This is a genomic window from Prevotella scopos JCM 17725 (assembly GCF_018127785.1).
In the GTDB taxonomy this organism is placed as follows: domain Bacteria; phylum Bacteroidota; class Bacteroidia; order Bacteroidales; family Bacteroidaceae; genus Prevotella; species Prevotella scopos.
Map to the genome: position 1 here is coordinate 617254 of NZ_CP072390.1, position 24285 is coordinate 641538.

20 protein-coding genes and 1 pseudogene are annotated in these 24285 nt (G+C 39.2%); 14 read left to right on the plus strand and 7 right to left on the minus strand.

The window, feature by feature from the left end; genetic code table 11:
* Positions 1–126: 126 nt before the first annotated feature.
* Positions 127–993: a GYF domain-containing protein gene (locus J4856_RS07900; protein ID WP_025839783.1), complete on the minus strand. Its 867-nt coding sequence runs from the start codon at positions 991–993 to the stop codon at positions 127–129.
* Between the two features lie 362 nt (positions 994–1355).
* Here J4856_RS07900 and J4856_RS13460 point away from each other — a divergent pair.
* The 3 genes and pseudogenes from J4856_RS13460 to J4856_RS07910 all read left to right on the plus strand — a co-directional run.
* Positions 1356–1487: pseudogene (locus J4856_RS13460) on the plus strand (DUF421 domain-containing protein); the annotation flags it as partial.
* Between the two features lie 45 nt (positions 1488–1532).
* Positions 1533–2012, plus strand: coding sequence for a DUF421 domain-containing protein (locus J4856_RS07905; protein WP_373277351.1), 480 nt, complete (start codon positions 1533–1535; stop codon positions 2010–2012).
* Positions 2013–2197: 185 nt separating this feature from the next.
* Positions 2198–2749 (plus strand): isochorismatase family protein, encoded by a 552-nt coding sequence (locus J4856_RS07910; protein WP_025839781.1) that lies wholly within the window; start codon positions 2198–2200, stop codon positions 2747–2749.
* A gap of 169 nt (positions 2750–2918) precedes the next feature.
* Here J4856_RS07910 and aroC read toward each other — a convergent pair whose 3' ends face one another.
* Both aroC and J4856_RS07920 read right to left on the minus strand, forming a co-directional pair.
* Positions 2919–4007 (minus strand): chorismate synthase, encoded by a 1089-nt coding sequence (gene aroC, locus J4856_RS07915; protein ID WP_025839780.1) that lies wholly within the window; start codon positions 4005–4007, stop codon positions 2919–2921.
* Positions 4008–4091: 84 nt separating this feature from the next.
* Complete coding sequence (locus tag J4856_RS07920; protein ID WP_025839779.1) at positions 4092–4694, minus strand: FKBP-type peptidyl-prolyl cis-trans isomerase; 603 nt, start codon at positions 4692–4694, stop codon at positions 4092–4094.
* 328 nt (positions 4695–5022) lie between these two features.
* Here J4856_RS07920 and J4856_RS07925 point away from each other — a divergent pair, with 328 nt between their 5' ends.
* The 4 genes from J4856_RS07925 to J4856_RS07940 all read left to right on the plus strand — a co-directional run bounded on the left by J4856_RS07925 (position 5023) and on the right by J4856_RS07940 (position 9095).
* Positions 5023–5397, plus strand: coding sequence for a hypothetical protein (locus tag J4856_RS07925; RefSeq protein WP_025839778.1), 375 nt, complete (start codon positions 5023–5025; stop codon positions 5395–5397).
* Positions 5398–5975: 578 nt separating this feature from the next.
* The gene (locus J4856_RS07930) at positions 5976–8063 is read left to right on the plus strand and encodes a S8 family serine peptidase (RefSeq protein ID WP_065367826.1); all 2088 of its coding nucleotides are present in this window, start codon (positions 5976–5978) and stop codon (positions 8061–8063) included.
* Between the two features lie 127 nt (positions 8064–8190).
* Positions 8191–8679, plus strand: a complete 489-nt coding sequence (gene fldA, locus J4856_RS07935; protein ID WP_025839777.1) for a flavodoxin FldA — start codon at positions 8191–8193, stop codon at positions 8677–8679.
* A gap of 56 nt (positions 8680–8735) precedes the next feature.
* A complete protein-coding gene (locus tag J4856_RS07940) occupies positions 8736–9095 on the plus strand; it encodes a DUF2023 family protein (RefSeq protein ID WP_172823688.1) in 360 nt (119 codons plus the stop codon).
* Between the two features lie 217 nt (positions 9096–9312).
* Here the strand turns inward: J4856_RS07940 and J4856_RS07945 are convergent, their stop codons facing one another.
* From J4856_RS07945 to J4856_RS07955, 3 genes are all read right to left on the minus strand, one after another.
* Entirely contained in the window at positions 9313–10572 is a 1260-nt protein-coding gene (locus J4856_RS07945) for a nucleotide sugar dehydrogenase (RefSeq protein ID WP_025839775.1), read from the minus strand.
* A gap of 154 nt (positions 10573–10726) precedes the next feature.
* A complete protein-coding gene (locus J4856_RS07950; protein ID WP_025839774.1) occupies positions 10727–11452 on the minus strand; it encodes a nitroreductase family protein in 726 nt (241 codons plus the stop codon).
* A gap of 527 nt (positions 11453–11979) precedes the next feature.
* Positions 11980–13485 carry a glutamine synthetase family protein gene (locus J4856_RS07955; RefSeq protein WP_025839773.1) on the minus strand — a complete coding sequence of 502 codons (1506 nt, stop codon included), beginning with the start codon at positions 13483–13485 and terminating at the stop codon, positions 11980–11982.
* A gap of 212 nt (positions 13486–13697) precedes the next feature.
* On the opposite strand from J4856_RS07955, the gene J4856_RS07960 reads away from it, so the two are divergent.
* Positions 13698–14219 (plus strand): hypothetical protein, encoded by a 522-nt coding sequence (locus J4856_RS07960; protein ID WP_025839772.1) that lies wholly within the window; start codon positions 13698–13700, stop codon positions 14217–14219.
* A gap of 81 nt (positions 14220–14300) precedes the next feature.
* Here J4856_RS07960 and J4856_RS07965 read toward each other — a convergent pair whose 3' ends face one another.
* Entirely contained in the window at positions 14301–14975 is a 675-nt protein-coding gene (locus J4856_RS07965; RefSeq protein ID WP_025839771.1) for an MgtC/SapB family protein, read from the minus strand.
* 155 nt (positions 14976–15130) lie between these two features.
* Here J4856_RS07965 and J4856_RS07970 point away from each other — a divergent pair, with 155 nt between their 5' ends.
* The 6 genes from J4856_RS07970 to J4856_RS07995 all read left to right on the plus strand — a co-directional run bounded on the left by J4856_RS07970 (position 15131) and on the right by J4856_RS07995 (position 24246).
* Entirely contained in the window at positions 15131–15688 is a 558-nt protein-coding gene (locus tag J4856_RS07970) for a sugar O-acetyltransferase (RefSeq protein ID WP_025839770.1), read from the plus strand.
* A 40-nt stretch (positions 15689–15728) separates the two neighbouring features.
* Complete coding sequence (locus J4856_RS07975) at positions 15729–16658, plus strand: hypothetical protein (protein ID WP_025839769.1); 930 nt, start codon at positions 15729–15731, stop codon at positions 16656–16658.
* A gap of 327 nt (positions 16659–16985) precedes the next feature.
* The gene (locus J4856_RS07980; RefSeq protein WP_065367825.1) at positions 16986–20216 is read left to right on the plus strand and encodes a SusC/RagA family TonB-linked outer membrane protein; all 3231 of its coding nucleotides are present in this window, start codon (positions 16986–16988) and stop codon (positions 20214–20216) included.
* 12 nt (positions 20217–20228) lie between these two features.
* Entirely contained in the window at positions 20229–22301 is a 2073-nt protein-coding gene (locus tag J4856_RS07985) for a RagB/SusD family nutrient uptake outer membrane protein (RefSeq protein WP_025839730.1), read from the plus strand.
* A 279-nt stretch (positions 22302–22580) separates the two neighbouring features.
* Positions 22581–23015 carry a hypothetical protein gene (locus tag J4856_RS07990; RefSeq protein WP_025839729.1) on the plus strand — a complete coding sequence of 145 codons (435 nt, stop codon included), beginning with the start codon at positions 22581–22583 and terminating at the stop codon, positions 23013–23015.
* A gap of 319 nt (positions 23016–23334) precedes the next feature.
* Positions 23335–24246 carry a hypothetical protein gene (locus J4856_RS07995; RefSeq protein ID WP_044081267.1) on the plus strand — a complete coding sequence of 304 codons (912 nt, stop codon included), beginning with the start codon at positions 23335–23337 and terminating at the stop codon, positions 24244–24246.
* Positions 24247–24285 lie beyond the last annotated feature (39 nt).

Consider the following 24285-nt stretch of genomic DNA (forward strand, 5'->3'; position numbering starts at 1 on the left):
TATATGCAAAAGATAATATGTAAAACCTTTCCTTTTATGTAGAAATATTGTTTTTTAACAACTATCTTTTGCGTTATTATCCATCTATAAGTCAGTTATCTTGTTATCTGAAAGCCTAATCTTTACTTAGATAGAATCGGCTTTCACTGACTTTTTCTTACTTTGTTTTGAGGGTTGGTTATCTAAACCGATTTCATCAAGAAGTCCGTCCATAGCACTTCCCAATAGTCCTTCTATGGCTGAGGTTGCAGGTGCAATGATGTTTTCCTGCAACATCTTCTGTGCTTTTTTCTTTAGTTGTTCCTTCATGTTGATTTCTTCTTTCTTGTAATACTGCTCTGCAGCTTCCTGAAGGTCATCTTCATCTACGGTAAAGATATGCCCAAAGATACCTAAAGATACGATATGATCTTTGCCATCGTAGTGTACCTTGCCCAATGAACACACAACATAGTTGTCGACAGTGACGAGATTATCAACTGCAGTCTCAATCACCTTACCTGCAAAAGAATTGCTGACAGTTTTGAAAGCATTGTCGATGAAGGTGTTGCCTGTAAGATTATCGTTGTCATTTACTGCATCATTTACAGTAGTGGTGATAACGGTAGAGAGTACTTCCTTGTGTTGTTCTGTCTTTGGACAAGTGACAACCATTACTGCAACCAAGGCTACGAGCGTCAGCAAAATACCGATGAGGCAGCCAGTATGGCTTTTCTTCTTCGGTGCTGGTTGTGCCTGCTGGGCTGCTTCTTGTGGTGCAGCTTGTATGATTGGTCTGGCTTCAACAAATGGTACATCTTCTGTTTTGACAGGATTGTCAGTTGAATCTTTGCTCTCAAAGAGTGTGCGAAGTTCTTCAATCTGGTTGGCAGGGACCCACTCTACACCATCTGTTGGCATAACCAATGACGTTTCATCCAACTTACGTTCAGCTAATTCGTTGAGGCTATAAGGACCTCTCTTTTCTTCGTTAATCTTGATATAGTATTCCATTTTTGTCTTTATTTTATGGTAAAGGAGAAGAATCCTCTTATTTAGGCATCTATTAACCACTCTACCAATTTGTTCGGTGCGAAGTTATATATTATTTTTGAACTGGCAAAGGAGTTGCTTTCTTTTTTAATTCTACAGCTGCCCCCATAGCTATAAAAGACTTGTTTATAGGCTTTCTGTAAATAGAATTAATTGTTTCGTAGTGTGTTTTTACTCATGTTATTTGCGAGTTAAGTAATAAATAAGTATTTTTGCAGCATCAAAACGAATAAAAATTCAATTTATAATAACAGCTTTAAGAACAAAAAATGATTGAGTTTATTCAGCCTTATATAGGCATTACCTTGAAACTTGTTACGGGTATGATAGGTATTTTGGCATTCTTGCGTATTACAGGAAAAGCCCAGATGGCACAGCTTACGCCACTTGATACCGTGAGTGCCTTTGTGATTGGTGCATTAGTCGGTGGTGTCTTGTATAATCCTGATATGTCTATGTGGCATATTCTCTTTGCTTTGGCTGTATGGACGTGCTTTAATATGCTTGTTCGTTTTGCTATGCGTTCTGCTCGTCTACGTCATATTATCAAAGGAGAGAGTGTTTTCCTTGTGAAGAATGGCGTTATTAACTTTAAGAACTTTAAGCGTAATAGTCTTGAAATGGAGCAGTTTCGTTTGCTTTTAAGGCAAAAAGGAATCTTCTCTATGTTTGAAGTTGAGGATGTTTTGTTTGAAGCAAATGGTGCAGTTACAGTTCTACCAACCGGTAAGACAGCTGATTCATTCTTACTTGTTAACAATGGTGAGTTCGTTTCGAGTGGTCTTAAGCAGAGTGGTCGTTCACAGGCATGGGCATTACGCGTTATCAAGAAGAATGGTTTTAATAGCCCTGGCGAACTCTTCTGTATGGAGTGGACACCTGGTAAGGGTATTTACTTCGTTACTTATGATGGTCATGTTAAGCGTGGTGTTGTTGAGGTAGGAGCCGATACAATAGAGCCAGACAACGCACAAGTATAAAAACTTAAGAAGAAAATAGTGATACATGGCTTATGTATCACTATTTTTATATTACTTTTGGTGTGTTCAGAAAATATCTGTAGCGTATTAACGTTGATATTATAAAGCTACGATTTATATTCTGTTAGCTTTGTAATATAGATAATGAAACTATTTGGTCTTATTGTTTAAAGGGACAATAAAATATGAAAAAGCTATTGTTAATAGTCGATCCACAAATCGACTTTATTACAGGAACACTTCCTGTAGCAGGCGCAGCCGAGGCAATGGATGCGCTGGCAAAGTATGTAAAGGAACAAAGTAATGAATATACTATAAAGATAGTTACAGCAGATTGGCATCCTTATCATCATAGTTCGTTTGCTGATGAGGGTGGAGTGTGGCCACGCCATTGTGTGCAACATTCTGTTGGTGCAGCTATTTGGGAATCATTATTGGTTGCTCTTAATGATTCAAAGGGCGGCTTCACCTTATTATATAAGGGTGATAGCATAGATAAGGATGAGTATTCTATCATGCAAAATAAAGCGTCAGCCAGTATTCTCGCACGATTGGTTAAAGCGTTGAAAGTAGATCAGATAGATATTTGTGGCTTGGCTGGTGATATCTGTGTTTTGAATACGGCAAAAGATATAACGTCAACTTTCGAGAACATCAAGCTCAACGTTCTTGAGCCTTATTCACCATCTTTAGATGGAGGTGCAGCATTAAATGATTTTGTAGGAAGCCTGAAATAAAAGGTAACTAAAGCTTATTTCGTTAGAAAGAAGTGGTTGTATAGAAAATTAGAAGGAGTTAAGTCCATCTTTTTTCTCAGCTATTGTTAGCATGTGAAGAATGGATTTAACTCCTTCTAATTTTGTTTTATAGATAGCTATTGAATGCAATACAAATGATAAAAGGTACCTAAAATCTATTAGTCCTACTTATCAGCAATGTGTCAAGTATTGTCATTGCAGCCATAGCCTCAATAATAGGGACTGCACGAGGTAAGACACAAGGATCATGACGCCCCTGAACATCCATTGTTGTGGATTCCCCTTCCATGTTTACTGTTTGCTGTTCCATAAGCAGGGTTGCGACAGGTTTGAAGGCCACCCGAAAGTAAATGTCTTCACCATTACTAATACCACCTTGTATGCCACCACTATGATTGGTTTCTATATTGCATAACGGGTGTTGATGACTATCGTCAGTAGGTAAGAAGGTGTCGTTTTGCTGACTACCTCTCCAGGATGCTCCAGCAAATCCTTCACCATATTCAAAACCCTTCACGGCATTGATGCTAAGCATCGCAGCACCTAATTGTGCATGAAGTTTTCCAAATTCAGGTTCGCCTAAGCCCACTGGACAGCCTTTGATAACACAAGAAATAACACCGCCGATGGTGTCTCCTTCGCTTTTCACCTGTGCAATAAGTTCTTCCATTTCTTTTGCCTTCTGTGGGTCAGGGCAGCGAACTGGGTTAGAATCTATAAGACTTAAATCATATTGGTGATAATCTCTATCAAGTTGAATGTTGCCTACTTGTTCAGTATATGCGGTGATATTGATGCCCTGCTGTTGTAGGACAAGCTTGGCTAAGGCACCTGCTACGACACGTGAAAGGGTGATGCGAGCCGATGACCGACCGCCTCCACGATAGTCGCGGATGCCATACTTGCTGTAATAAGTATAATCAGCATGTGATGGACGAAAGAGATCACGGATATTTTCATAGTCCTTTGAATGTTGATTGGTATTGCGGACAAGAAAGCCAATGGGAGCACCAGTTGACTTCCCCTCAAACACACCGCTCAGCAGTTCTACTTTGTCTGCTTCCTTTCTATCCGTTGTGATATGGCTTTGTCCTGGTCGGCGACGTGCGAGTTCACATTGGATGAAATCTATATCGATGGTTATACCAGCAGGCATCCCATCAACTATGCCACCTACAGCAGCACCATGGCTTTCACCGAAGGTTGTTAGCGTGAAGAGTTTTCCGAATGTATTCATAACAAAATCTCTATGAATGGTTATCGAGATGAGCGTTCTTAATCGATAACCTCATATCCTAATATGCGACTATAGGAGAATATTTTAATGACAGCCGCAGCAGCCTCCTTCTCCATCTTCATGGCCTCCACAACCGCATCCACCTTCGTTGTTGCTGCCACAGCCTCCGCCGCATCCACCACCACAATGATGTTGATTCATCTGTTCGAAGAAGTCTTTTACTTCCTCCTCGCTTGCCTCGCGATTCTCGAAAACATGACCATGGAACACAAGATCCATACCTGCGAGAGGGTGATTAAGGTCAATGGTAATCTTATCGTCTGATACTTCTAATACTTTACCAAGGAAACGTTGACCTTCTTCATTCTGTAATGGTACGACAGCATCCTTGTAAATATTTTCTGAATCGAAGACTCCGTTAGGTGAAAAGGTTGCCTTATCAAGAGATAAGATACTCTTGTCGTCACGTTCACCATAAGCCTGTTCCTTTGTAAGTGTGAACTTGAAGTCAGTGTCTTTATCAAACCTTACAATCTCCTTTTCAAAAGCTGGTAAAGCCATGTCGCAACCTGTGTAGAGTTGCATCGGTTGCATGTCGTTTGTCTTTTCGATAAAGTTTTCCTTACCGTCTTTTAAACTATATAATTCGTAACTGACTACAATGAGTTGATGTGTTTTATTCTCCATTTGTTCTTATTTTTAATTGTTATGTAATCTATGCAAAGGTAAGGATTTAAAACGGAATATAATCTGGTTGGTACTTGTTTTTTCTTTTTATAAGATTATGGTATAGTGATTGTAATTAAGATAGCACAAGAATAATGCGCTTGTTGCTAATATAAATCAATCGTATTGATGTGAGTCAAAAATACAAGTAAAAATTAATTATATGTAATAAATAATTATATTCTGTGTGTGTAATCTTGTAACTTTGCATCAGTAATAAGGAAATAAATTACAGAATATAACAAAATGGTAAGTCTTAAGGTGAGGCTTTAATAATTAAGAAAGGATAATGAATATGAAGAAGATTGTTTTGACAATGGTAGCAGTAATGAGTATGACTATGGGATTCGCTGCAAACGAGAATGATAATAACAATAATAATGCTACTACAAGCGCATATAAATTCAATGTAAGCACATACGCTTTGAGCCGTGCGCTGAATCTCAATATTGATCAGGTTGATGTTGTTGAAGATATTAATCGTACTTTCGCAACAGAGATGATGAATGCATCTGTTGCTGACAGCTCTGAGCGTCAGGCTAAGGTACAGAGCGCTATTAAGAAGGATCTTTCTTACATGCGTTATATATTGAATGATCGTCAGTATCGTGAGTATGTAAAACTTCTTAACGTTACATTGAACAATCGCGGTTTGAACAAGTAAAAAGGTTCTTTATTCTCATGTAGAGAATGTTTATACAAATAAGTAAAAGGCTATGAGTCGTGATTTGACTTGTAGCCTTTTTTGTCGCTATGAGTTCAACCTTTTACAACTTTCTAGTAAAGTTGAGTTGCTCTATAATACATTATATGGTGTGTCTGTTGATATTCCACACGTGTGGTGTTGGTGCTTAACACTTATGGTGCTGATGGTATTATGCACCACATGTGCGAGGGCTTAACAGCATTGCTTTATATGAAAGGGTAGGGATTTAATGTGAGTTAAGCGTATTAAAGCTAAGGACAACCAGGATTTGTTTTTAGTTGGAGGCTATACCATTTGACAATATTTTTAGGCTCAATGGCGAATTACTCACATGATTCATTATAGCGCTAGTTTAGTGATGCATGCTAACTTCATTAATTATAAAGAATCTTACTCATCACCATCTACTAATTGCTTATGTGAAACATGAATGGCTCTCTATGGTATTAATTCTTGCAGATATCATTTTTTTTTCGTTTCTTTGTAGGCATATATACGATAATTAATTTGTCATTTGTAATTAATCTAACATGAAAATGAAACGTTTAATACAATCTTTACTTTTTATATTCTTCGTTCTGAGCGTTAGTGCACAACGTCCACGCTTTGAAAAGATGTCACCTTTTGTTCGTGAAGCAATGGTCTCAGCGTTGGTTAGCAAGCCGCTTACTCGTAGTCAGAGTGATGATAGGTTGTTGACGGCCTTTGTACGCATTGATGGTAATTCAGCTGAAATACTTAAAAGCCATGGTTGTCAAGAATTAGCACATGTGGGCGATATAAGTATTGCTGCAATTCCTCTCAGTCGGTTGGGAGCATTGTCATGCGGTAAACAGGTGAAACGGATTGAAACAGGCAGACGTTGTAGTATACAGATGGATACAGCACGATTGGTTGTCAATGCTGAAGCTGTTTATACTGGTGATGGACTTTCACAGTCTTATACAGGTCGTGGAGTCATCGTTGGTGTACAAGATATTGGCTTCGATTTAACACATCCAAATTTTTATTCAACCGATATGAGTCGTTATCGTATCAAAGCAATGTGGGATCAGTTGTCACGTGATACGATTGGTTCTGCATTATATGTAGGTCGCGATTATGTGGGTGAAGAAGTATTATTACAGTTAGGACATCCTATTGATGGTGAAACGCAGACGCATGGAACACATACAGCAGGTATAGCTGCTGGTAGTGGTGCGGAAGGTAATGGTGCCTTGTCTCCTTATCGTGGGATGGCATGCGATGCCGATTTAGTTTTAGTAGATAATGCTGCAGATAACGCCTCCTTGATTGATCCAAAGGATTATTATAAATATACTTATGCAACGGATGCGCTTGGGTTTAAGTATATTTTTGATTATGCCAAACGTGTGAACAAACCTTGTGTCATTAATTTTAGTGAGGGGAGTACACAAGATGTTCATGGATATGATCAACTTTATTATGAATTGCTTGCTAAATTGGTTGGCCCAGGACGTATCATCGTTGCTTCTGCAGGTAATGATGGGGCAAGGAAAACGTATATACACAAAACAAAAGGACAGGAAAGAGCTGGAGCATTTATCATGAGTAGAGAGAAAAGCTTTAGTTGTACGGCTAAGTCCAAGCAGTCTTTTTCTTTCCGCGTGAGTATATATGATGATGAAAGCTCACCAACCAAGATTGACATTTTTACAACAGATGTTTGTAATGCTCAAGACTCTCTACTTACAGATTCTTTGTATGTAGGTGGAAAGAAATATATATGGCGGGTATTAGCTTATCCAAATAGTTACGATGCCAGTGAGACCGCTTACGACTTCTTCCTTACTAGTCCTTCAAAGGTTGGGGATAATCCGCAAGTGTCACTGCAAGTTATTGGTAGAGATGCAGAGATCGATTTATATCGTATGATGGGTTATATGTTCTCACACACGCTCGATCCGGTGTTAGATGCTGGGGATAGTCGTTATTCTATTTTCTCACCCTCGAGTTCACCTGATGTCATTTGTGTTGGCTCAACAAGCTATCGTACGCAGTTTATTAATTATTTAGGTGTGAAGAAGGTGTATGATACCGGTAGAGAGGGCGTACGTTCTAATTTCTCAGCTATGGGGCCAACATTTGATGGTCGTATCAAACCAAACGTAATGGCTCCGGGACAGAATGTCATCTCTTCGTATAGCACATTCTTTATCAACAATCCAAATACTATAAATGGTTCTGTACAGAATGATATACGGCATTTTAAGTATAACGGACGTACTTATGCATGGAATGCCAGCGGTGGAACGTCAATGGCTACACCAATTGTAACAGGTGCAATAGCTCTTTGGCTAGAGGCTGACCCGTTATTGACACCAGCTGATTGTTTGGAGATCTTCTCCAAGACTTGTACACATTATGATACTTCACTCACTTACCCTAATAATCTCTATGGTTATGGCCAAATTGATGTTGCAGCGGGATTGAAAGAAGTGTTACGTAGGAAGGCTTTAGGTATTAACACGATTGATAATAAAGAAGAAACAGAACGATATGATAATCGTATTTATCTTTTAGATGGTCGTTATGTTGGTACTTCCGATACAGATCTTCCTAAAGGAATATACATAAGAAATGGGAAAAAGTATATAAAGTAACACAAACTGCTCCCTAAAAGTAGGTATTTTGCACAAACCATCATTTTTAGGTATTGCAGGTAAAAGTTTTTCATTGTATCTTTGCAGTCGTAAAGATAAAAATAAGAAATTAAATCAGTAACAAAATATGAAGAAGACTATTGTTGTTTACGGTTCATCAACCGGTACATGCGAAAGCATTGCAAACACTATCGCTGAGAAACTCGGCGTTGAAGCTATTAATGTGTCAGATTTCTCTGCAGATGTTGTAGCGGAGAATGATAACCTTATCCTTGGAACCTCTACATGGGGTGCAGGTGAATTACAGGACGATTGGTATGATGGTATTAATGTACTGAAGGGTGCTGATCTCTCTGGTAAGACAATTGCTATCTTTGGTTGCGGTGATAGCGAAAGCTATTCTGATACATTCTGCAGCGCTATGAAGGAGATTTATGATGCAGCTCAGGGAGCAAATATCCTTCCTGGTGTGTCAACAGATGGCTATACTTTTGATGACAGCGAGGCTGTTGTTGATGGTAAGTTCGTAGGTCTTGCTTTGGACGATGTTAACGAAGACGACAAAACAGAAAGTCGTATCGATGCATGGTTGGAGGCTATTAAGCCTTCTTTGTAGAGGAAATTAAGCTTAATGCTTACATTATAACTAGTAACACGGAGGGATAACCAATGATGGCAGATATGATGAGCGCCGATATGAAGGTGTTGATGAATCACATCTACGAGTACAAGAAGGGTGTGCGACAGATGGTTCTATATACTTGTAATAAGAAATACGAGTCATTTGCAACGCTTCGTCTTGAACATCAGAATATCCCTTACATTATTCAGCCTGTGGGTCGTGATCGTATGAACCTGTTTTTTGGTCGGCAGGAATGCCTCGATGCCATTAGGTTGATGATAACAAAACCTCTTAACCAACTATCGCCAGAAGAGGATTTTATCCTTGGTGCAATGTTGGGTTATGATATTCGCGTACAGTGCGAGCGGTACTGTGAACGCAAGTGCCGCACTTGTAAATGTGCGACATAAGCCAATTATTAAATGATAATCTTGTTCGCGAAATAAATTATTTCATAATGTTTTTGTATTATAAATAGGCTTGTCGGGAGACAAGCCTTTTTAGCTTTTATGCGGTTCTTACCATCTAAAATCCAAAAGAAAAAAGCACCAAATGATTGCTCAAATGGTGCTGAAAAGATATAAATGATATTTTTTTGCAAACTTCTTTATAATCTATTTGTTCAACTTAATCCCTTCTGAAGATATCCCTTGTATAAACTTTCTCTATTACATCATCAAGGCATTTGTCATAACGATTGGCTATGATAGCATGACAACGTTGTTTGAAGGTAGAAAGATTGTTAACTACAAGGCTACCAAAGAAGGTAGCACCATCCTCAAGTGTTGGTTCATAGATGATGACTTGCGCACCCTTTGCTTTGATACGCTTCATCACTCCTTGTATAGAACTTTGGCGGAAGTTGTCACTATTTGACTTCATTGTAAGACGATAAACGCCAATGATACATTCTTTCTCATCCTCAGGACTATAGTCACCACGGTCATAATAGTCATAATAACCAGCTTTATGCAAAACTTGGTCAGCTATAAAATCTTTACGTGTGCGGTTACTTTCAACTATTGCTTGTATCAGATTCTCTGGCACATCGGCATAGTTTGCTAGCAATTGTTTGGTATCTTTAGGTAGGCAATAACCACCATAGCCAAAGGAAGGATTATTATAGAATGAACCAATGCGTGGGTCAAGGCATACACCTTGAATGATATTTGATGTATCGAGACCTTTTACCTCCGCATAAGTGTCTAACTCATTAAAGTAGCTGACGCGCAATGCTAGATAGGTATTGGCAAATAGTTTCACTGCCTCTGCTTCCGTTAATCCCATAAATAGAGTAGGGATATTCTCTTCAATTGCTCCTTCTTGTAATAGTTGTGCAAAAAGGTGGGCTGCATGGTCTAGTCGGTTGTCATCTTCTGGACGTCCAATGATAATGCGACTTGGATAAAGGTTGTCGTAAAGAGCCTTGCTTTCACGTAGGAATTCTGGTGCGAAGAGAATATTATTGCAATTGTACTTAGCTCTAACATGCTCAGTATAACCAACAGGAATGGTTGATTTAATGACCATGATTGCTTCAGGGTTCACCTTCATTACGATTTTGATAACCTCCTCGACATGACGAGTGTCAAAGTAGTTCTTTACAGGATCATAATTAGTTGGTGTTGCGATAACTACAAAATCAGCATCTTTGTATGCAGTTTCTGCATCCATTGTTGCGGTGAGGTTCAACTCCTTTTCTGCCAAATACTTTTCTATATAATCATCTTGAATAGGCGAACGATGATGATTTATCAGTTCTACCTTTTCTTTTACTACATCAACAGCCGTAACGGGATGATGTTGACTAAGTAGTGTAGCTATGCTGAGTCCTACGTAGCCTGTTCCGGCTACAGCTATTTTTAAATCTTTAATGTCCTTATCCATTTTCATGTTCAGATCGTTTATTTCGCAAAGATACGTATTTTATTTGAAAAACATAATGGGTAAGGACAAAATCCTTGTTGAAGTTTTACAATCTTTTTAGTTGCACTGTTCTTGTGTTAGTTCGCCTTGTAAATGTACTTTACAGAAAAACTGATTATACCAAATGGTAAGTTTCATCAAAGGGGCGGCGATAACGAGCACCCCAAACTCCATCTGGCATACGTATTCCACAGGTTATAACCATGTTTATTTCTGTATTGTACGGCAGGTTCAAAGCTTTTTTAACCAATCGACTATCAAAGCCTTCAAGCGGACAAGTGTCATAACCTGCTTCACTCATTGCCAACATAAAGGTTTGAGCTGCCAATGCACAGCTCTTGTGTACAGTAACGCGCATATCTCCTTCGCTCAGTTGTCGCATGGTTGGGCGGAAAATACCAATCGTTTGTGTCAATGCTTTACGAACTAGTCCCCATAAACCAAAACCTCTAGAATAAATCAGTGGAATCGCTTTTGTATAGTATAGTTCTTGTTTTTTGATACGTTTCTCTTGTTTCTCAGTTGGACTATAATTCTTGATGTTATTTTTTTCAAAGGCAAGTGCAGCTTGCGCATTTTGCTTATATTCGTCCTGTCGAGTTACAAATACTACCATCTGTTGAGCAGAACGCGCTGTTAGTTGACCTAAACAGGCATGTGCCATTTCCTCTAATACCTTTTTATCAGTAACATGATAAGCTTCCCAAAGTTGTAAGTTTGAACTTGTTGGTGCCAATGTTGCTAGTTCAATACACTTCTTTACTACGGAACTATCGAGTGGCTTGTTTGAGTCGAAATGCCTAACAGCTCTTCTGTGTTCTAATATTTTTTGTAAACTCATAATTTCTAAAACTTTTATTACTATAAATATAGCAAAGGATGTGCCAGTGTTGGGTGAGGGATAACAGGTGTTAGGCGATGATGGTTACCATTGTTGGGAGATGGGTGTTGATATTAGTTGGTAATGGTAGTCTCTTTCGTTTTATAGAATAATAGATAAAATTAGGCTCTATAACGAATCATGTGGGTTGTATGTTGATATTTCATCGGTTTGGTGCGGGTGCTCAGCACGTGTGGTGCTGGTGCTTAGCACATGTGGTGCGGATGGTATGCACCACATGTGCGAAGGGTTAACACCATTGCTGTATATGGAAGGGTAGGGATTTAATGTGAGTTAAGCATATTAAAATGAAGGTCAATCTGGAGTTGTGTCTAGTTGGAGGCTATACCTTTCAACAATTATTCCTCTAAAGTTTATTTTGTGTTTTATATTTATGAGTATTGTGTCCAACAAAAAGTCCCAGATACCGGCGGGTATCTGGGACTTTTATCATAGGATTTATGTTTGTCACATTTTTTTATATAATTTTATCCACAGTGGTAGTACTGAAGAACAAGATTCTCCATCATAGCCTCATTGCCCTCAATGTCTTGGCGCAGAGTGCGATCATTGTATGAACGGAGCTGCTTGATAATACCATCAATCATCGCTGGAGAGAATACATCATACTCCTCATAGACCTTACGTTGACGTTCCAAGCAATCAGCTGAAGCTGCACAGCTATCTGGTAACTGAGCAAGTGAAGCGTAGCGTTCAGCATTCTTTGGATCGTGGATATCACCATCAGCAAAAGTTCTTTCAGCTTCAGCTTCAGCATTCTCCATCTCAAATCCATGGCGACAAGCCACGCAAAGACCTGCTAAAAGCTGATAAATGTCAGCTGAAGCGTCTGGAGAACGCATCTCAACAGTTTGCTTGCTTGAGTAATCACGTGCTGTAAGTGGTTCAATCTCATTTGTCTTATGGCACATGTCCTCACCAGAGGTCCAGCCTAATGGTACGCGAACAAGTACTGAACGATTGCTCATACCCCAGCAGACATTTGTAGGAGCTTCCTGATGTGGAACAAGACGGAAGTAAGATGTTGGGTTCTTGTTACCGAAAGCTGTGATACTTTCAGCTAAGTCCATCATACCTGCAATGGCACGACGAGCATCTTTAGAGAGCTTGCCATTTTCAAGCATCATATTCTTACCATCTTTCATGATGCGCATGTGGATGTGCATGCCAGAACCAGCCTTACCCACAGTAATCTTTGGAGCAAAGGTTATGTCGAGTCCTTCTTCGTATCCTAAACTACGGATAACCCATTTAGCAATGAGTAACTGCTCTGCGCATTCAATTGCTGGAACAGGTAAGAATTCTATTTCATTCTGTTCATAGCAACGCCCATTCTCAACGAAGTTTCCAACCTCAGAATGACCATATTTAATCTTTCCACCACATTCAGCAATCAACTGCATACAGCGCATACGGAAGTCATTACCTTTAGAGAAAGGAGAACTCTCGTGATAACCATGCTGGTCGGCAGCTGGGAAGACTACCTCATCTTCACGGATAACGTAATATTCCAATTCGCCCATAGCCTGGAACTCCATGTCTGTTACCTTCTTAAAAGCATCCATAGCTTTGCGGAGTGTATATTCTGGCGATGAAGCTAGCGGATTTCCATCTCGGTCATAGAATGAACAAAGCATGCAGAGTGTAGGAATCTCTGAGAATGGGTCAACAAATGCCGTAGAGAAACGTGGCATGACATAGAGATCACTACTTCCAGCAGCGATAAAGTTGAAGAGTGAAGAACCGTCAACACGCTCGCCACTTGTAAGGATAGTCTCCAAGTATTCAGGAGTGTGGAGCATGAAGTTCAATGTCTTCAAACGTCCATCACCAGCAGGATACATAAAGTTTACCATTTTGATGTTCAAGTCGCTTACTATCTGCTTGATATCATCTTTTGTAAACTCGTGTGAATCTTTGCCTAAGTGTGATTCTAGCCTGTTGGCAGAATGCTTAAAAAGGTTATTCTCCATTGTTTGATTTTTTAAAGTTAGTATTCGATTATGATGACAAAAATACATATTATTTTTTTTATTCGCAATTATTTTATGTATTATTTTTCTTCGATTCTTCATTAGTAAATAACCCATAATTATCGTTTTGTACATCTCTCTCTTATATTCAGTACTTGTTGTTACCTTTTCTTTGTATTTTTGCAACGTTGTATGAATAAAATGAAAATCTTATGACAAAGAAGAAAACAATAAAACTATCAGAAGGTCGTGTTATCAATAAAGCCACTTTAGGTGATTTTTCAATTGTGATTGGGATTATTGAACAAGGTAAATCAAAAATGATAAAATCAGGTAACCTTAATCAATGGTCAGTTAATTATCCTGCTTTAGACACAGTAAAGTGTGATATCCTGTTGGGTGATTGTTATTTACTTTTTGAGGATGATAAGCCGATTGCAACATTTGTTTTTAAATCTGGACCAGAGCCTACTTATCTGCGTATTGATAATGGGCGTTGGCTAGATAATCAATCTTATTATGTCATTCATCGTGTAGCTTCTGTGGAAGGAGTGCATGGCGTTATGTCCGATATCATCGCTTATTGCTCATCTTTCACGTCCTCTATTCGAATAGATACTCATGCAGACAATCGTCCAATGTTGGCTGCTTTAGCTCGTTTGGACTTTAGTTATTGTGGTATTATTTACCTTGAAAATGGAACTAGTCGGTTAGCTTATCAACGTGTATTTTAAAGAATGTAATTTCTAATTTTTCTATATGAAACGTGCATCTACGCATTTAATGAGAAAAACGTAAAGCTATTGCGCCTGTATTTATTCCATTGACTCAACTGTGACGTTTTCAAATTCAGACATAAAATTTAGAAGGTAGTTTTTATAACGTTTGCGTTTGAACTTCATTTCCATAGTCACAACGTAATAATAACCAGAAGATGTATCTTTTCGATTCATTTCGTATGAATCAATAATTACTTCTTTCTTACGTAGGTGTTGCAATACAAGCTGAATGTTTTCTTCTTTTGGTGTGCTGAATCTAATGTTGATATTTCGTGTGCCAAAATATTGAAAGAAAAAATAGAGTGCCTCTAGACAAAGAAGAACGAGAACTGTAGTTGCTATGGAAAGCACATACATTCCTGCTCCTGCTGTCATACCAATGGCAGAGGTAACCCATAGACCTGCAGCCGTTGTCAATCCACGTACCACATGCTTCTGAAAGATAATCGTTCCAGCACCAATGAAACCAATACCAGTCACAACCTGCGAGGCGATACGACTGGGGTCGAGTGATACTTGTTCGTAATGTCTGAGTACTCCATCAAAGCCGAATTGGGATAGTATCATAAACAAGCCACTACCTAACGCTACGAGGAAATGTGTTCGGAAACCTGCTTCTTTCGCACGATACTCACGTTCTAAACCAATTGCTCCACCCAACATGGCAGCAACAAATAGTCTCAGTATAAATTCGTATGTCATCATGTTCATTCCTTATTAAATAATTGGTCAATCTATTCGCAAATATACAAAAAACTTTATGTATCTCGCCTTTTTGTACTGAAAAATCTCTTTTTGTGAATAAAAGTTTCAGTTCTTTAGAATTTGCTTTGTATCTTTGTGAGAATAAATATTTAATTTAAGTTATGACAGAGAAAGAAAAACAGAAGAAAGGGATGTTTTATCAAGCAAACGCTCCTGAGGTTCTGAAAGATTTATACCACTGTGAGAACGAATGTTACGAGATAAATCAGATTCCACCTTCTCGCCGCGAAGAGCGTATGGAACGTCTGAGGAAGTTGTTTGGTAAAGCTGGTAACGGAATGTTTATCGTTACTCCCTTCTTTTGTGACTATGGTTATAACATTGAGGTGGGTGAGAATTTCTTTGCTAACACAAATTGTGTCATTCTTGATGAGGCTAAGGTGACATTTGGCGATAATGTTTTTATTGCACCTAATTGCTCTTTCTATACAGCTGGTCATCCACTTGATGTTGAGCAGCGGAATAAGAAGATAGAGTATGCTCTGCCTATTCATGTAGGCAATAATGTGTGGATTGGTGGTAATGTTGTCGTTGTTCCTGGTGTGACGATAGGCGATAATACTACGATAGGTGCTGGTTCTGTCGTTACACATGATATTCCAAGTGGTGTTTTGGCTGCTGGTAATCCTTGTAAAGTAATTCGGAAATTGGAAGAATAGAGAGTTGATTTTTAAGAGTAAGCGTATAAATGATGATGGTATGAAAGAAATTTATAGTATTTCTTTTAATAGGGTTTTATTACTATTATTGCTACTCTTTATGACGATAACATCGGTGGCACAGAATCGTTTTTCTCCTTGTAGTAAGCAGGATTATGAACTCTATGCGCCTGTACTTAAGGAGTTGTATAATCCTCTCGCATCACAACAGTATATTGTTGTAGATGGGGAGTCTGAGAAGTACGCCTTGCAAGTAATCAAGGGTTTGCTCTTCTCAGAACGAACATATATACTTGCTTACAAGGACTTAAAAGGCAATAAGAAAGAAATCACAGATAGTCTTTGTCAAATGAAAATAGCATCATTGTTGCGTTATGCAGTGTTTTCTTCTACAACCTTTGTACGTAAGAAGCTTGGTATTCAACTAAAGACTTGTTTTTTCTTTGACTTGCAAGATGGAGCTGAATACTCTTCACGTAAGGTGGATGTTGGGCGAGGAAGTTTGATTGATATTTTAGAAATATCATGTAATGCTGTGAAGAATAATAAGCCAGCTGTTATTCAACAGCTTATTCCTCAAATTGATTCTTTGACACAACACTTTAAGTCATTTGAATTGGCGGAGAGTTGGAATGTCGCTACGTCAGAGAATGATGCGTATAGTTTCCCATGTACGCAATTATCTACACACTATGGTGGATTTAATATATGTTTCCAACGACCAGAGAAGACGTCAAGTGAACTCAGTAATAAATATGGGAACTTGACACAAAGTGTTGCAAAGTGGTTGTTCCTAAATTCAAATATATTAGACTTCACGAGGAGTGTATATATCAATGTATGTTGTGATAAACCTGATAAGAACAAAAGATTTTCATATAGTTATGAGCATTACTATATAAATGTAACAGAGGATGAACTGACGGAAGAAAACCTGATAGCTCTATTAAAGTTATATTTATTAAGGTAGCTCTATATGGTTTTGGGAAAGCATCTTTGTCTATTAATTAATGTTATAATCTTGATAGCAGTAGAATCAGCTTTTTTTATTAGGTTGAGCTGCCTTTGTTGGATAGTATGTCATCCATGTGCCTGAGAGAGTCGCTGTCAGATGTTGTTAATTGCAGAAAATTGCAAAAGAATGGGTGATTAGTAGTTGTTTTTTTTACAATAAACTAAATAAAACATATGTTTAACATTTTTTACCATTAATGTTGTAGAGTTGACGTTTAAAATGATTTAACTTTGCGTTTGTAAAACCTAAAAGAATTTTTTAACCTAAGTATATTAAAAGCCTATGTACCTAAAAAGAAAAAGGACTACGAGCTTGTTAATGGTGGCTTTGTTCAGTACCAATTTACTGCACGCCAACATTACGTATAAAGCGAATGCAGCTGTTGTTCAACAGCAAGCTGTATGTAAGGGAACAGTTGTCGACAATAATGGAGACCCTGTTGTTGGAGCCTCTGTTTTTGCCGTAAGTAATGGACACAAGAAAGGAAGTGTAACTGATCTTGATGGTAATTTCGAGATAGACGGTATCGCTTCAGGCTCTTCACTTACCATCTCTTATGTTGGTTATAAGACCCAGCAGGTGACCTGGAATGGTAAGGACTTGAAGGTGACACTTCAGGAGAGCAGTGAGATGCTCGACAATGTTGTTGTTGTCGGTTATGGTACTCAGAAGAAAGTTAACCTTACTGGTGCAGTCTCAGTTGTTAATTCTAAGCAGCTTGAGTCTCGTCCAGTAACAAGTGTTGCTCAGGCATTGCAGGGTGAGGTTCCTGGTTTGAACTTCAGCGTTGGCAATTCTGGTGGTTCGCTTAACAGCCGTATGAGCATGAATATTCGTGGTATAGGAACTATTGGTGATGGTTCTAATGCTGCTCCACTCGTACTTATCGATGGTTCAGAAGGTGATCTTTACTCTATTTCTCCAAATGACATTGAGAGTATCTCTGTATTGAAGGATGCTTCTTCAAGTGCTATCTACGGTTCACGTGCAGCCTTCGGTGTAATCCTCGTTACTACAAAGAGCGGTAAGGATTCACGTATGAACGTGTCTTACAATGGTAACGTACGTTTCTCTACAGCAACTCAGATTCCTGAGATGCCTAACTCATATGACTTCGCACGTTATTGGAATGATGCTGCTGCTAATAGTGGTGCTGGTAGTGTTCCATTCAGCCAGGATATGCTTGAAAAAATCAAGAATCATATCAATGGTACTCCAAGACCAGGTGAAGAGGCTACTACAACATGGCAGGGTACTGCTGCTAATGAGCCTTGGAGTATGTATAATGGTTCTTGGGACAATACCAACTGGTTTAAGGAGATGTATAAGTCTGGTGTTCCTTCTACCGAGCATAACGTTTCCCTTAGTGGTGGCGGAAGCAAGGTGAACTACTACCTCAGTGGTGCTGTTCTTAGCCAGCAGGGTTTGATTCGTCATGGTAAGGACAAACTTAAGCGTTACAACTTCTCAGGTAAGATTACTGCTAACTTGAAAGATTGGTTCACAGTTACCTATAATACAAAGTGGGTACGTGAGGACTATAGTCGTCCTTCTTACATGACAGGTCTCTTCTTCCATAACATTGCTCGTCGTTGGCCGACTAACCCAGTTTTCGATCCAAACGGACACTATGTTCATGGTAATGAGATTCTTCAGATGGAGAATGGTGGTCTTGACGCTACACAGAACGATAAGCTCTATCAGCAGTTAGCTCTCGAATTCCGTCCAATCAAGGGTTGGAAGATTCGTTTGGAGGGTAACTACAATACCGTTAACTACCACAATCATTGGGATGTCTTGCCAATCTACTATTATGACCCAGATCAGAATCCAGTAGCTGCTGCATGGAGCGGTGAGTACGCAGCTGGTAAGTCAAACGTAGGCGAGTCTATGTCAAAGAACAACTATTACAATGGTCGTTTCTTTACAGAGTACGCATTCACATTGAACGATAAGCATGACTTTAAGTTCTTGGCTGGTTTGGATATGGAGTCAAACATTTACACTTATCTTAGTGTATCACGTGCAGACTTGATTACTCCAACTGTTCCTACACTTAACAATGCTACTAACAAGGATGTGAAGCCAGGCTTCTCAAATACTCAGTGGGCTACAATGGGTGCTTTTGGTCGTATCAACTACGCATACGATTCACGTTACCTCGCAGAGTTCTCTATCCGTCGTGATGGTTCTTCACGCTTTATCGGCGATAAGACATGGGGTACATTCCCTTCACTCGCATTGGGTTGGAACATTGCTAACGAAAAGTTCTTCAAGCCTTTGACAAAGACTGTTAATACGCTGAAACTCCGTGCAACCTACGGTGCTTTGGGTAATACCAATATTACAGCACTCTATCCTTGGTTCTTGAGCCAGCCGGTAAGTGCATCTGCTTCTTCTTGGCTTGTTAATGGTGAGCGTGTGAACATTTCTAATGCTCCAGGTTTGGTGTCACCTTTCCTTACCTGGGAAAGTGTTCGTTCATGGAATATCGGTCTTGATTTTGGTATGTTCAACAACAGACTGCAGGGTACTTTCGACTACTATGTTCGTACTACAAAGGATATGGTAGGTCCTGCACCTGCTAAGCCTTCTATTTTGGGTGCTGATTTACCAAGAGAGAACAATAGTGATATGCGTTCTAATGGTTGGGACTTGGAGGTTAGATGGCGTGATAGAGTTGGTCAGGTTGGCTATGGTATTAAGCTTGTTCTTTCTGATGACTTCCAGACTATTACTCGATTTTACAACCCGAATCGTCTGCTTTCAAAGTGGTGCGAAGGCAAGCGTATGGGTGACATCTACGGATATCAGGTAGAGGGTATTGCGCAGACAAACGAGCAGATGACTGAGTGGTTGGCTAATAACAAGCCATCATGGGGTTCTGACTGGGCTGCCGGTGACGTTATGTACAAAGACCTCAATGGTGATAAGAAGGTGAACTCTGGTAAGAGCACATACGATGATATGGGTGACTTGACCAAGATTGGTAACTCTTTGCCACGTTATCGTTTCGGTATCACTTTGGATGCTAATTGGAAGGGCTTTGACTTCCTCATCTTTATGCAGGGTGTTGGTAAGCGTGACTTCTGGGATGCTTCTCCTTACAGTGTAGGTGCTAATACTGGTATGTGGCAGGCTGCAGCCTTCAAGGATCACTTAGACTACTGGCGTCCAGAGACTGACACTAACTTAGGTCCTAATACCAATGCTTTTTATCCACGTCCTCTCTTCGGTGCGGGAGGTAAGAATTTCCAGACAAGTGATCGCTACTTGCAGAATGCAGCTTATATGAGAATCAAGAATATTCAGCTTGGTTATACTCTTCCTGCTGCTATTGCAAGCAAGATTGGTGCAAGCCGCATTCGTTTCTACTTCTCTGCTGAGAACCTCGCAACATTTACAAAGATGAACAAGATCTTTGACCCAGAGGCAACTGGCGGTGATTGGGGACCAGGTAAGCTTTACCCACTCCAGAGAACAATTTCTTTCGGTTTAAATCTTAATTTTTAATTCGTAGCAATTATGAAGAATATAATTTCAAATATATTGAAGGGAGGATTGCCTATTCTTTGCTTGGGTATGACGGTTACTTCGTGTAGCGATTTTCTCGATAGACCGCCACTCGACGCAATTTCTCCTGGCTCTTACTACACAACAGCTGATCAGTTAGGTACGTTCCCAATCAACTATTACACATCTATCTTCCCTAACAACAGTGGATGGTGGGCAGGCGTGGCAACATTTGATAATGGGACTGATAATCAGGCTGCAAGAAGTGGAAATACCGGAATGTTTTTACAGGACCAGTGGAAGGTACCTACAGCTGGTGGTATTGGTATGAATGCTATTCGTAATGTCAATAAGTTCATCAATGAGACTGAGGCTAAGATAGCTGCCGGCAAGATAACTGGTTCTTCTGATCTTATCAACCAGTATATGGGTGAGGCTTACTTCATCAGAGCGATGCTCTATTATGATAAGCTCCAGACTTATGGAGACTTTCCTATCTCGCTGACGGAGCTTAACATTGACAACGACCTTGTTGAAGCAAATAAGCGTCAGCCTCGTAACCTTGTTGCACGTCAGATTCTTTCTGATATGGATAAGGCTATTGATAAGTTACAGGTGAATTTTGCAAGTAAGGTGCGTATTAATAAGAATGCTGCTTTGGCTATGAAGTCAAGAATGGCACTCTATGAGGCAACCTTTGAGAAGTATCACAGAGGTACTGGTCGTGTGCCAGGTGATGCTAACTGGCCAGGTAAGAACAAGGAGTGGAACAAGAACTTCACTATTAATCAGGATGATGAGGTTAACTTCTTCCTTGATCAGGCTATTGATGCTGCAAAGAAGGTGTGTGATGCAGTGCCTTTGACAACTCAAAACAACCACGTAATGAACCCAGGTACTGTTGGTAATTTCAATGGTTGGAATCCATACTATGATATGTTTGCAAGTCCAGACTTGTCTAAGTACCCTGAGGTGTTGTTGTGGCGTCAGTTTAATTCAAATTTGACACCATCTCTTGCTCACCTCACTTCTAATAAGCTTCGTGGTGGTGCAGCAACTGGTTGGACACGTGGTCTTGTTGAGTCATTCCTTATGAAGAATGGTTTACCAATCTACGCATCTGGATCAGGCTATCACGGTGATACAACTGTTGACTTGACTAAGACTGATCGCGATGAGCGTCTGCAGCTTTTCGTGTTCGGTGAGTCTAATGACCTTGATATTGATCAGAAGAGTATTGATTTAATTAATAAGCAAAGAGTTAAAGAAGGTAAACCTACCATTACTAAACTTTTATTCGATGCGGCAACTCTTTTTGCAACAGACCAGGCAAGTAGAGACGTAACTGGATATCGTCAGCGTAAGTTCTACAACTATAACCCTGATATGCAGTTAGGTCAGACTTTCTCTGATGTTGATGGTCAGATTATCATTCGCGTTGAGGAAGCTATGCTCAACTACATTGAGGCTTCTTATCTCCGTACTGGTTCATTGGATGCAACAGCAACTGGTTATTGGACTGCTTTGCGTGCACGCGCTGGTATCACTGCTCCAATCTCAACAACTATTGCTGCTACTGATATGACTAAGGAGGCTGATGTAAATCGTCCATCATACGACTGGGCAGCGTTCTCAGCTGGTCAGCCAGTGGATGCAACACTCTATTCTATCCGTCGTGAGCGTCGTAGCGAGTTTGCAGGCGAAGGTCTTCGTAATGACGACTTGATTCGTTGGGCATCTTTGGATCAGGTGAAGAACTATCAGATTGAGGGTGTTAACTTCTGGGATCAGATTTATCAGAATCCTTCTTTTGTAAATGATAAGGGTGTTAGTCTGATTATTGCTGATGGTGGTGCTAAGGCTACAATGTCAGCTAAGGAGCTTACAAAGTATATCCGTCCTTACCAGATTCAGAAGACTAACAATATTCTTTATAATGGTTACACCTTCTATCAGGCACACTACTTGTCTCCATTCTCTTATCAGGAGATGCAGCTCTGTTCTCCTGATGGTACTGCAGAGAACTCAAACTTGTACCAGAATATTTACTGGCCAGTTGAGGCAAATGGTGAAGCTATCAAGTAAGTTTATGCTGAATAAAGTATAATCAAATAGATTACAGATAATGTTAGAGGGTGTGTCAAGCGATTGATACACCCTCCTTCTATAGTATGTTGTAAGGAGTTAATGCTCAACCCCATGTGTGACGAGTAACAAGATATATTTCATAAAACAGCCTTATAAGTTGTTGAAGTCATTTCTTTATAGATGCTTCACTTGTATATGTGAGAATAAAAGGATATCTTTGCAAGAGATCTTTCTTGTTATTTATTCGGTCGGCTTTTCTGGTACAATAAATTAATTATGTTTGCATTTACTATCATTATACTAATTTGTATTCTTGCTCTTGGTATATCACTATTAGTGAGTTATTGGAGTAATGGTGCGAAGAGTGGGGAAGCGGTAAAAATAGAAACACTTTACAAAAAGAATTGGCGCTCCTTTTTTTGGATATCCCTACGTGTGTTGTCGTATGCTTTGGTTACTGCCTTTTTGTTCTTAGTGTTACTTGCATCGTTTGCAGGTGATGATGCAGGCGAATGTTGCTTTTGGATTATGATATTTGTTGTTGGAAGTTGGTTTATTTCAATACCTCTTATTATTATTTATATTTGCTCGCTGGTTCAAGCTATTCGACATCGTGATTATACGAATAAAGTTTTTCTTGGTTTTCATTGTTTTAATGCTCTCCAGCTACTTTGTGTTGTGATATTGGGTAGTTTACCTATTTCTTCCTGAAATCAAATTTGCTGTCACTGCTGTCATTCTTTGTGAAGAGATAATAAACTGTTACACAGTGAGTTTTCTTTAAATGTTAAAATGACAGCAACTTGAAAATAAAAAAAACTATGATACCGATAGTGTAATAAATGGCTTTTAAGTTAAGTGGGATTTGCCTATTTATTTATGAACATGTTTTAGTTTGTTCTCTTGTAATTTCGAAGATAAATAAATATCTTTGTCCAATAATTTCCTGAAAGTTTAATCAACATATAACATGATTATTTTTGCTGTTAACATTTTCCTCTTCTTAATAGTTCTTGGTGTTTGGCTATGGATGGATACCAGGAAGAAAAGTAAGCAAAAGGATGTAGTTGTCGATGCAGAGGGTTCTTGTAAAAGCTATTATCGTTTCTTCTTCTGGCTGTTTCTACGTTTTTTGATATATGTTCTTATAACTTTCCTGTTGTTAACAACCATGTTTGTCTTCTACGAAGAGGATGATACAGAGGGTTCGCTCTCCTGGTTAATGTTTTTTGCAATACTTGGTTGGTACATTTCAATACCTATTGTTCTTGTTTATATCTGTTCTCTTGTACAGTCAGTTTGGTATCGTAATTATGTGAACAATATCTTTCTTGGACTCCATTGCTTTAATATCTTACAGGTATTGTGTATTGTGGGCTTTGCTGTTGTTCCACAAAAAGAGTGTACCCCTGAGACGATGGAGGTGTCCTACAAGGCTAATCGGCAGAACATAGAGAGACTTATTAAAGTTACAAGATGTTGGCTACCAGATAGTACTGGGTTCTCTGTAGAGTATTCGAAGCATGGAAAACTGACGGATTGGGGTGTCTCTTCAAAGCAACAAGTTAATTTCAAAGGTGATGAGATAGAGTCGAAGAAAGAACAGGAAAGAGAACTACAAAAGATAGGATTAAGTATAGAAAAGCTTGATTCAGTTCGTTTAGTCTTGCAGAAGATGGGTTATCGAGGCTTATCTGTCAGTAGAGGTGGTGCAATAAGTGACTATACAGAAATCGTTTATGGGAAGACAGGAAATAAAGAATTTAATTATAGAATCTATGATAAACCGCTTACAGACTCGCTTGTGTATAAGTTAAATCGGCGTTATAACCTGATAGTCTACAATCGATATGTGGTATTTAGTTGTGTAGAGGATTTTGATTATGATAGCCCTTTTCCTGGTAAATATGCCTATTTACAAAAACATACATTGTCAAAGTAGTGGGGTGTAAAGGTGCGTACATGGTTTATAGTGCGTTGT

Excerpts from the sequence above, each read along its gene's own strand:
- J4856_RS07985 (WP_025839730.1), top strand. The coding sequence starts at position 20,229 with ATGAAGAATATAATTTCAAATATATTGAAGGGAGGATTGCCTATTCTT.
- J4856_RS07950 (WP_025839774.1), bottom strand. The coding sequence starts at position 11,452 with ATGAGTTTACAAAAAATATTAGAACACAGAAGAGCTGTTAGGCATTTC.
- J4856_RS07990 (WP_025839729.1), top strand. The coding sequence starts at position 22,581 with ATGTTTGCATTTACTATCATTATACTAATTTGTATTCTTGCTCTTGGT.
- J4856_RS07980 (WP_065367825.1), top strand. The coding sequence starts at position 16,986 with ATGTACCTAAAAAGAAAAAGGACTACGAGCTTGTTAATGGTGGCTTTG.
- J4856_RS07960 (WP_025839772.1), top strand. The coding sequence starts at position 13,698 with ATGACAAAGAAGAAAACAATAAAACTATCAGAAGGTCGTGTTATCAAT.
- fldA (WP_025839777.1), top strand. The coding sequence starts at position 8,191 with ATGAAGAAGACTATTGTTGTTTACGGTTCATCAACCGGTACATGCGAA.
- J4856_RS07975 (WP_025839769.1), top strand. The coding sequence starts at position 15,729 with ATGAAAGAAATTTATAGTATTTCTTTTAATAGGGTTTTATTACTATTA.
- J4856_RS07905 (WP_373277351.1), top strand. The coding sequence starts at position 1,533 with ATGCTTGTTCGTTTTGCTATGCGTTCTGCTCGTCTACGTCATATTATC.
- J4856_RS07900 (WP_025839783.1), bottom strand. The coding sequence starts at position 993 with ATGGAATACTATATCAAGATTAACGAAGAAAAGAGAGGTCCTTATAGC.
- J4856_RS07925 (WP_025839778.1), top strand. The coding sequence starts at position 5,023 with ATGAATATGAAGAAGATTGTTTTGACAATGGTAGCAGTAATGAGTATG.
- J4856_RS07955 (WP_025839773.1), bottom strand. The coding sequence starts at position 13,485 with ATGGAGAATAACCTTTTTAAGCATTCTGCCAACAGGCTAGAATCACAC.
- J4856_RS07920 (WP_025839779.1), bottom strand. The coding sequence starts at position 4,694 with ATGGAGAATAAAACACATCAACTCATTGTAGTCAGTTACGAATTATAT.
- J4856_RS07940 (WP_172823688.1), top strand. The coding sequence starts at position 8,736 with ATGGCAGATATGATGAGCGCCGATATGAAGGTGTTGATGAATCACATC.
- J4856_RS07970 (WP_025839770.1), top strand. The coding sequence starts at position 15,131 with ATGACAGAGAAAGAAAAACAGAAGAAAGGGATGTTTTATCAAGCAAAC.
- J4856_RS07930 (WP_065367826.1), top strand. The coding sequence starts at position 5,976 with ATGAAACGTTTAATACAATCTTTACTTTTTATATTCTTCGTTCTGAGC.
- aroC (WP_025839780.1), bottom strand. The coding sequence starts at position 4,007 with ATGAATACATTCGGAAAACTCTTCACGCTAACAACCTTCGGTGAAAGC.
- J4856_RS07965 (WP_025839771.1), bottom strand. The coding sequence starts at position 14,975 with ATGAACATGATGACATACGAATTTATACTGAGACTATTTGTTGCTGCC.
- J4856_RS07995 (WP_044081267.1), top strand. The coding sequence starts at position 23,335 with ATGGATACCAGGAAGAAAAGTAAGCAAAAGGATGTAGTTGTCGATGCA.
- J4856_RS07910 (WP_025839781.1), top strand. The coding sequence starts at position 2,198 with ATGAAAAAGCTATTGTTAATAGTCGATCCACAAATCGACTTTATTACA.
- J4856_RS07945 (WP_025839775.1), bottom strand. The coding sequence starts at position 10,572 with ATGGATAAGGACATTAAAGATTTAAAAATAGCTGTAGCCGGAACAGGC.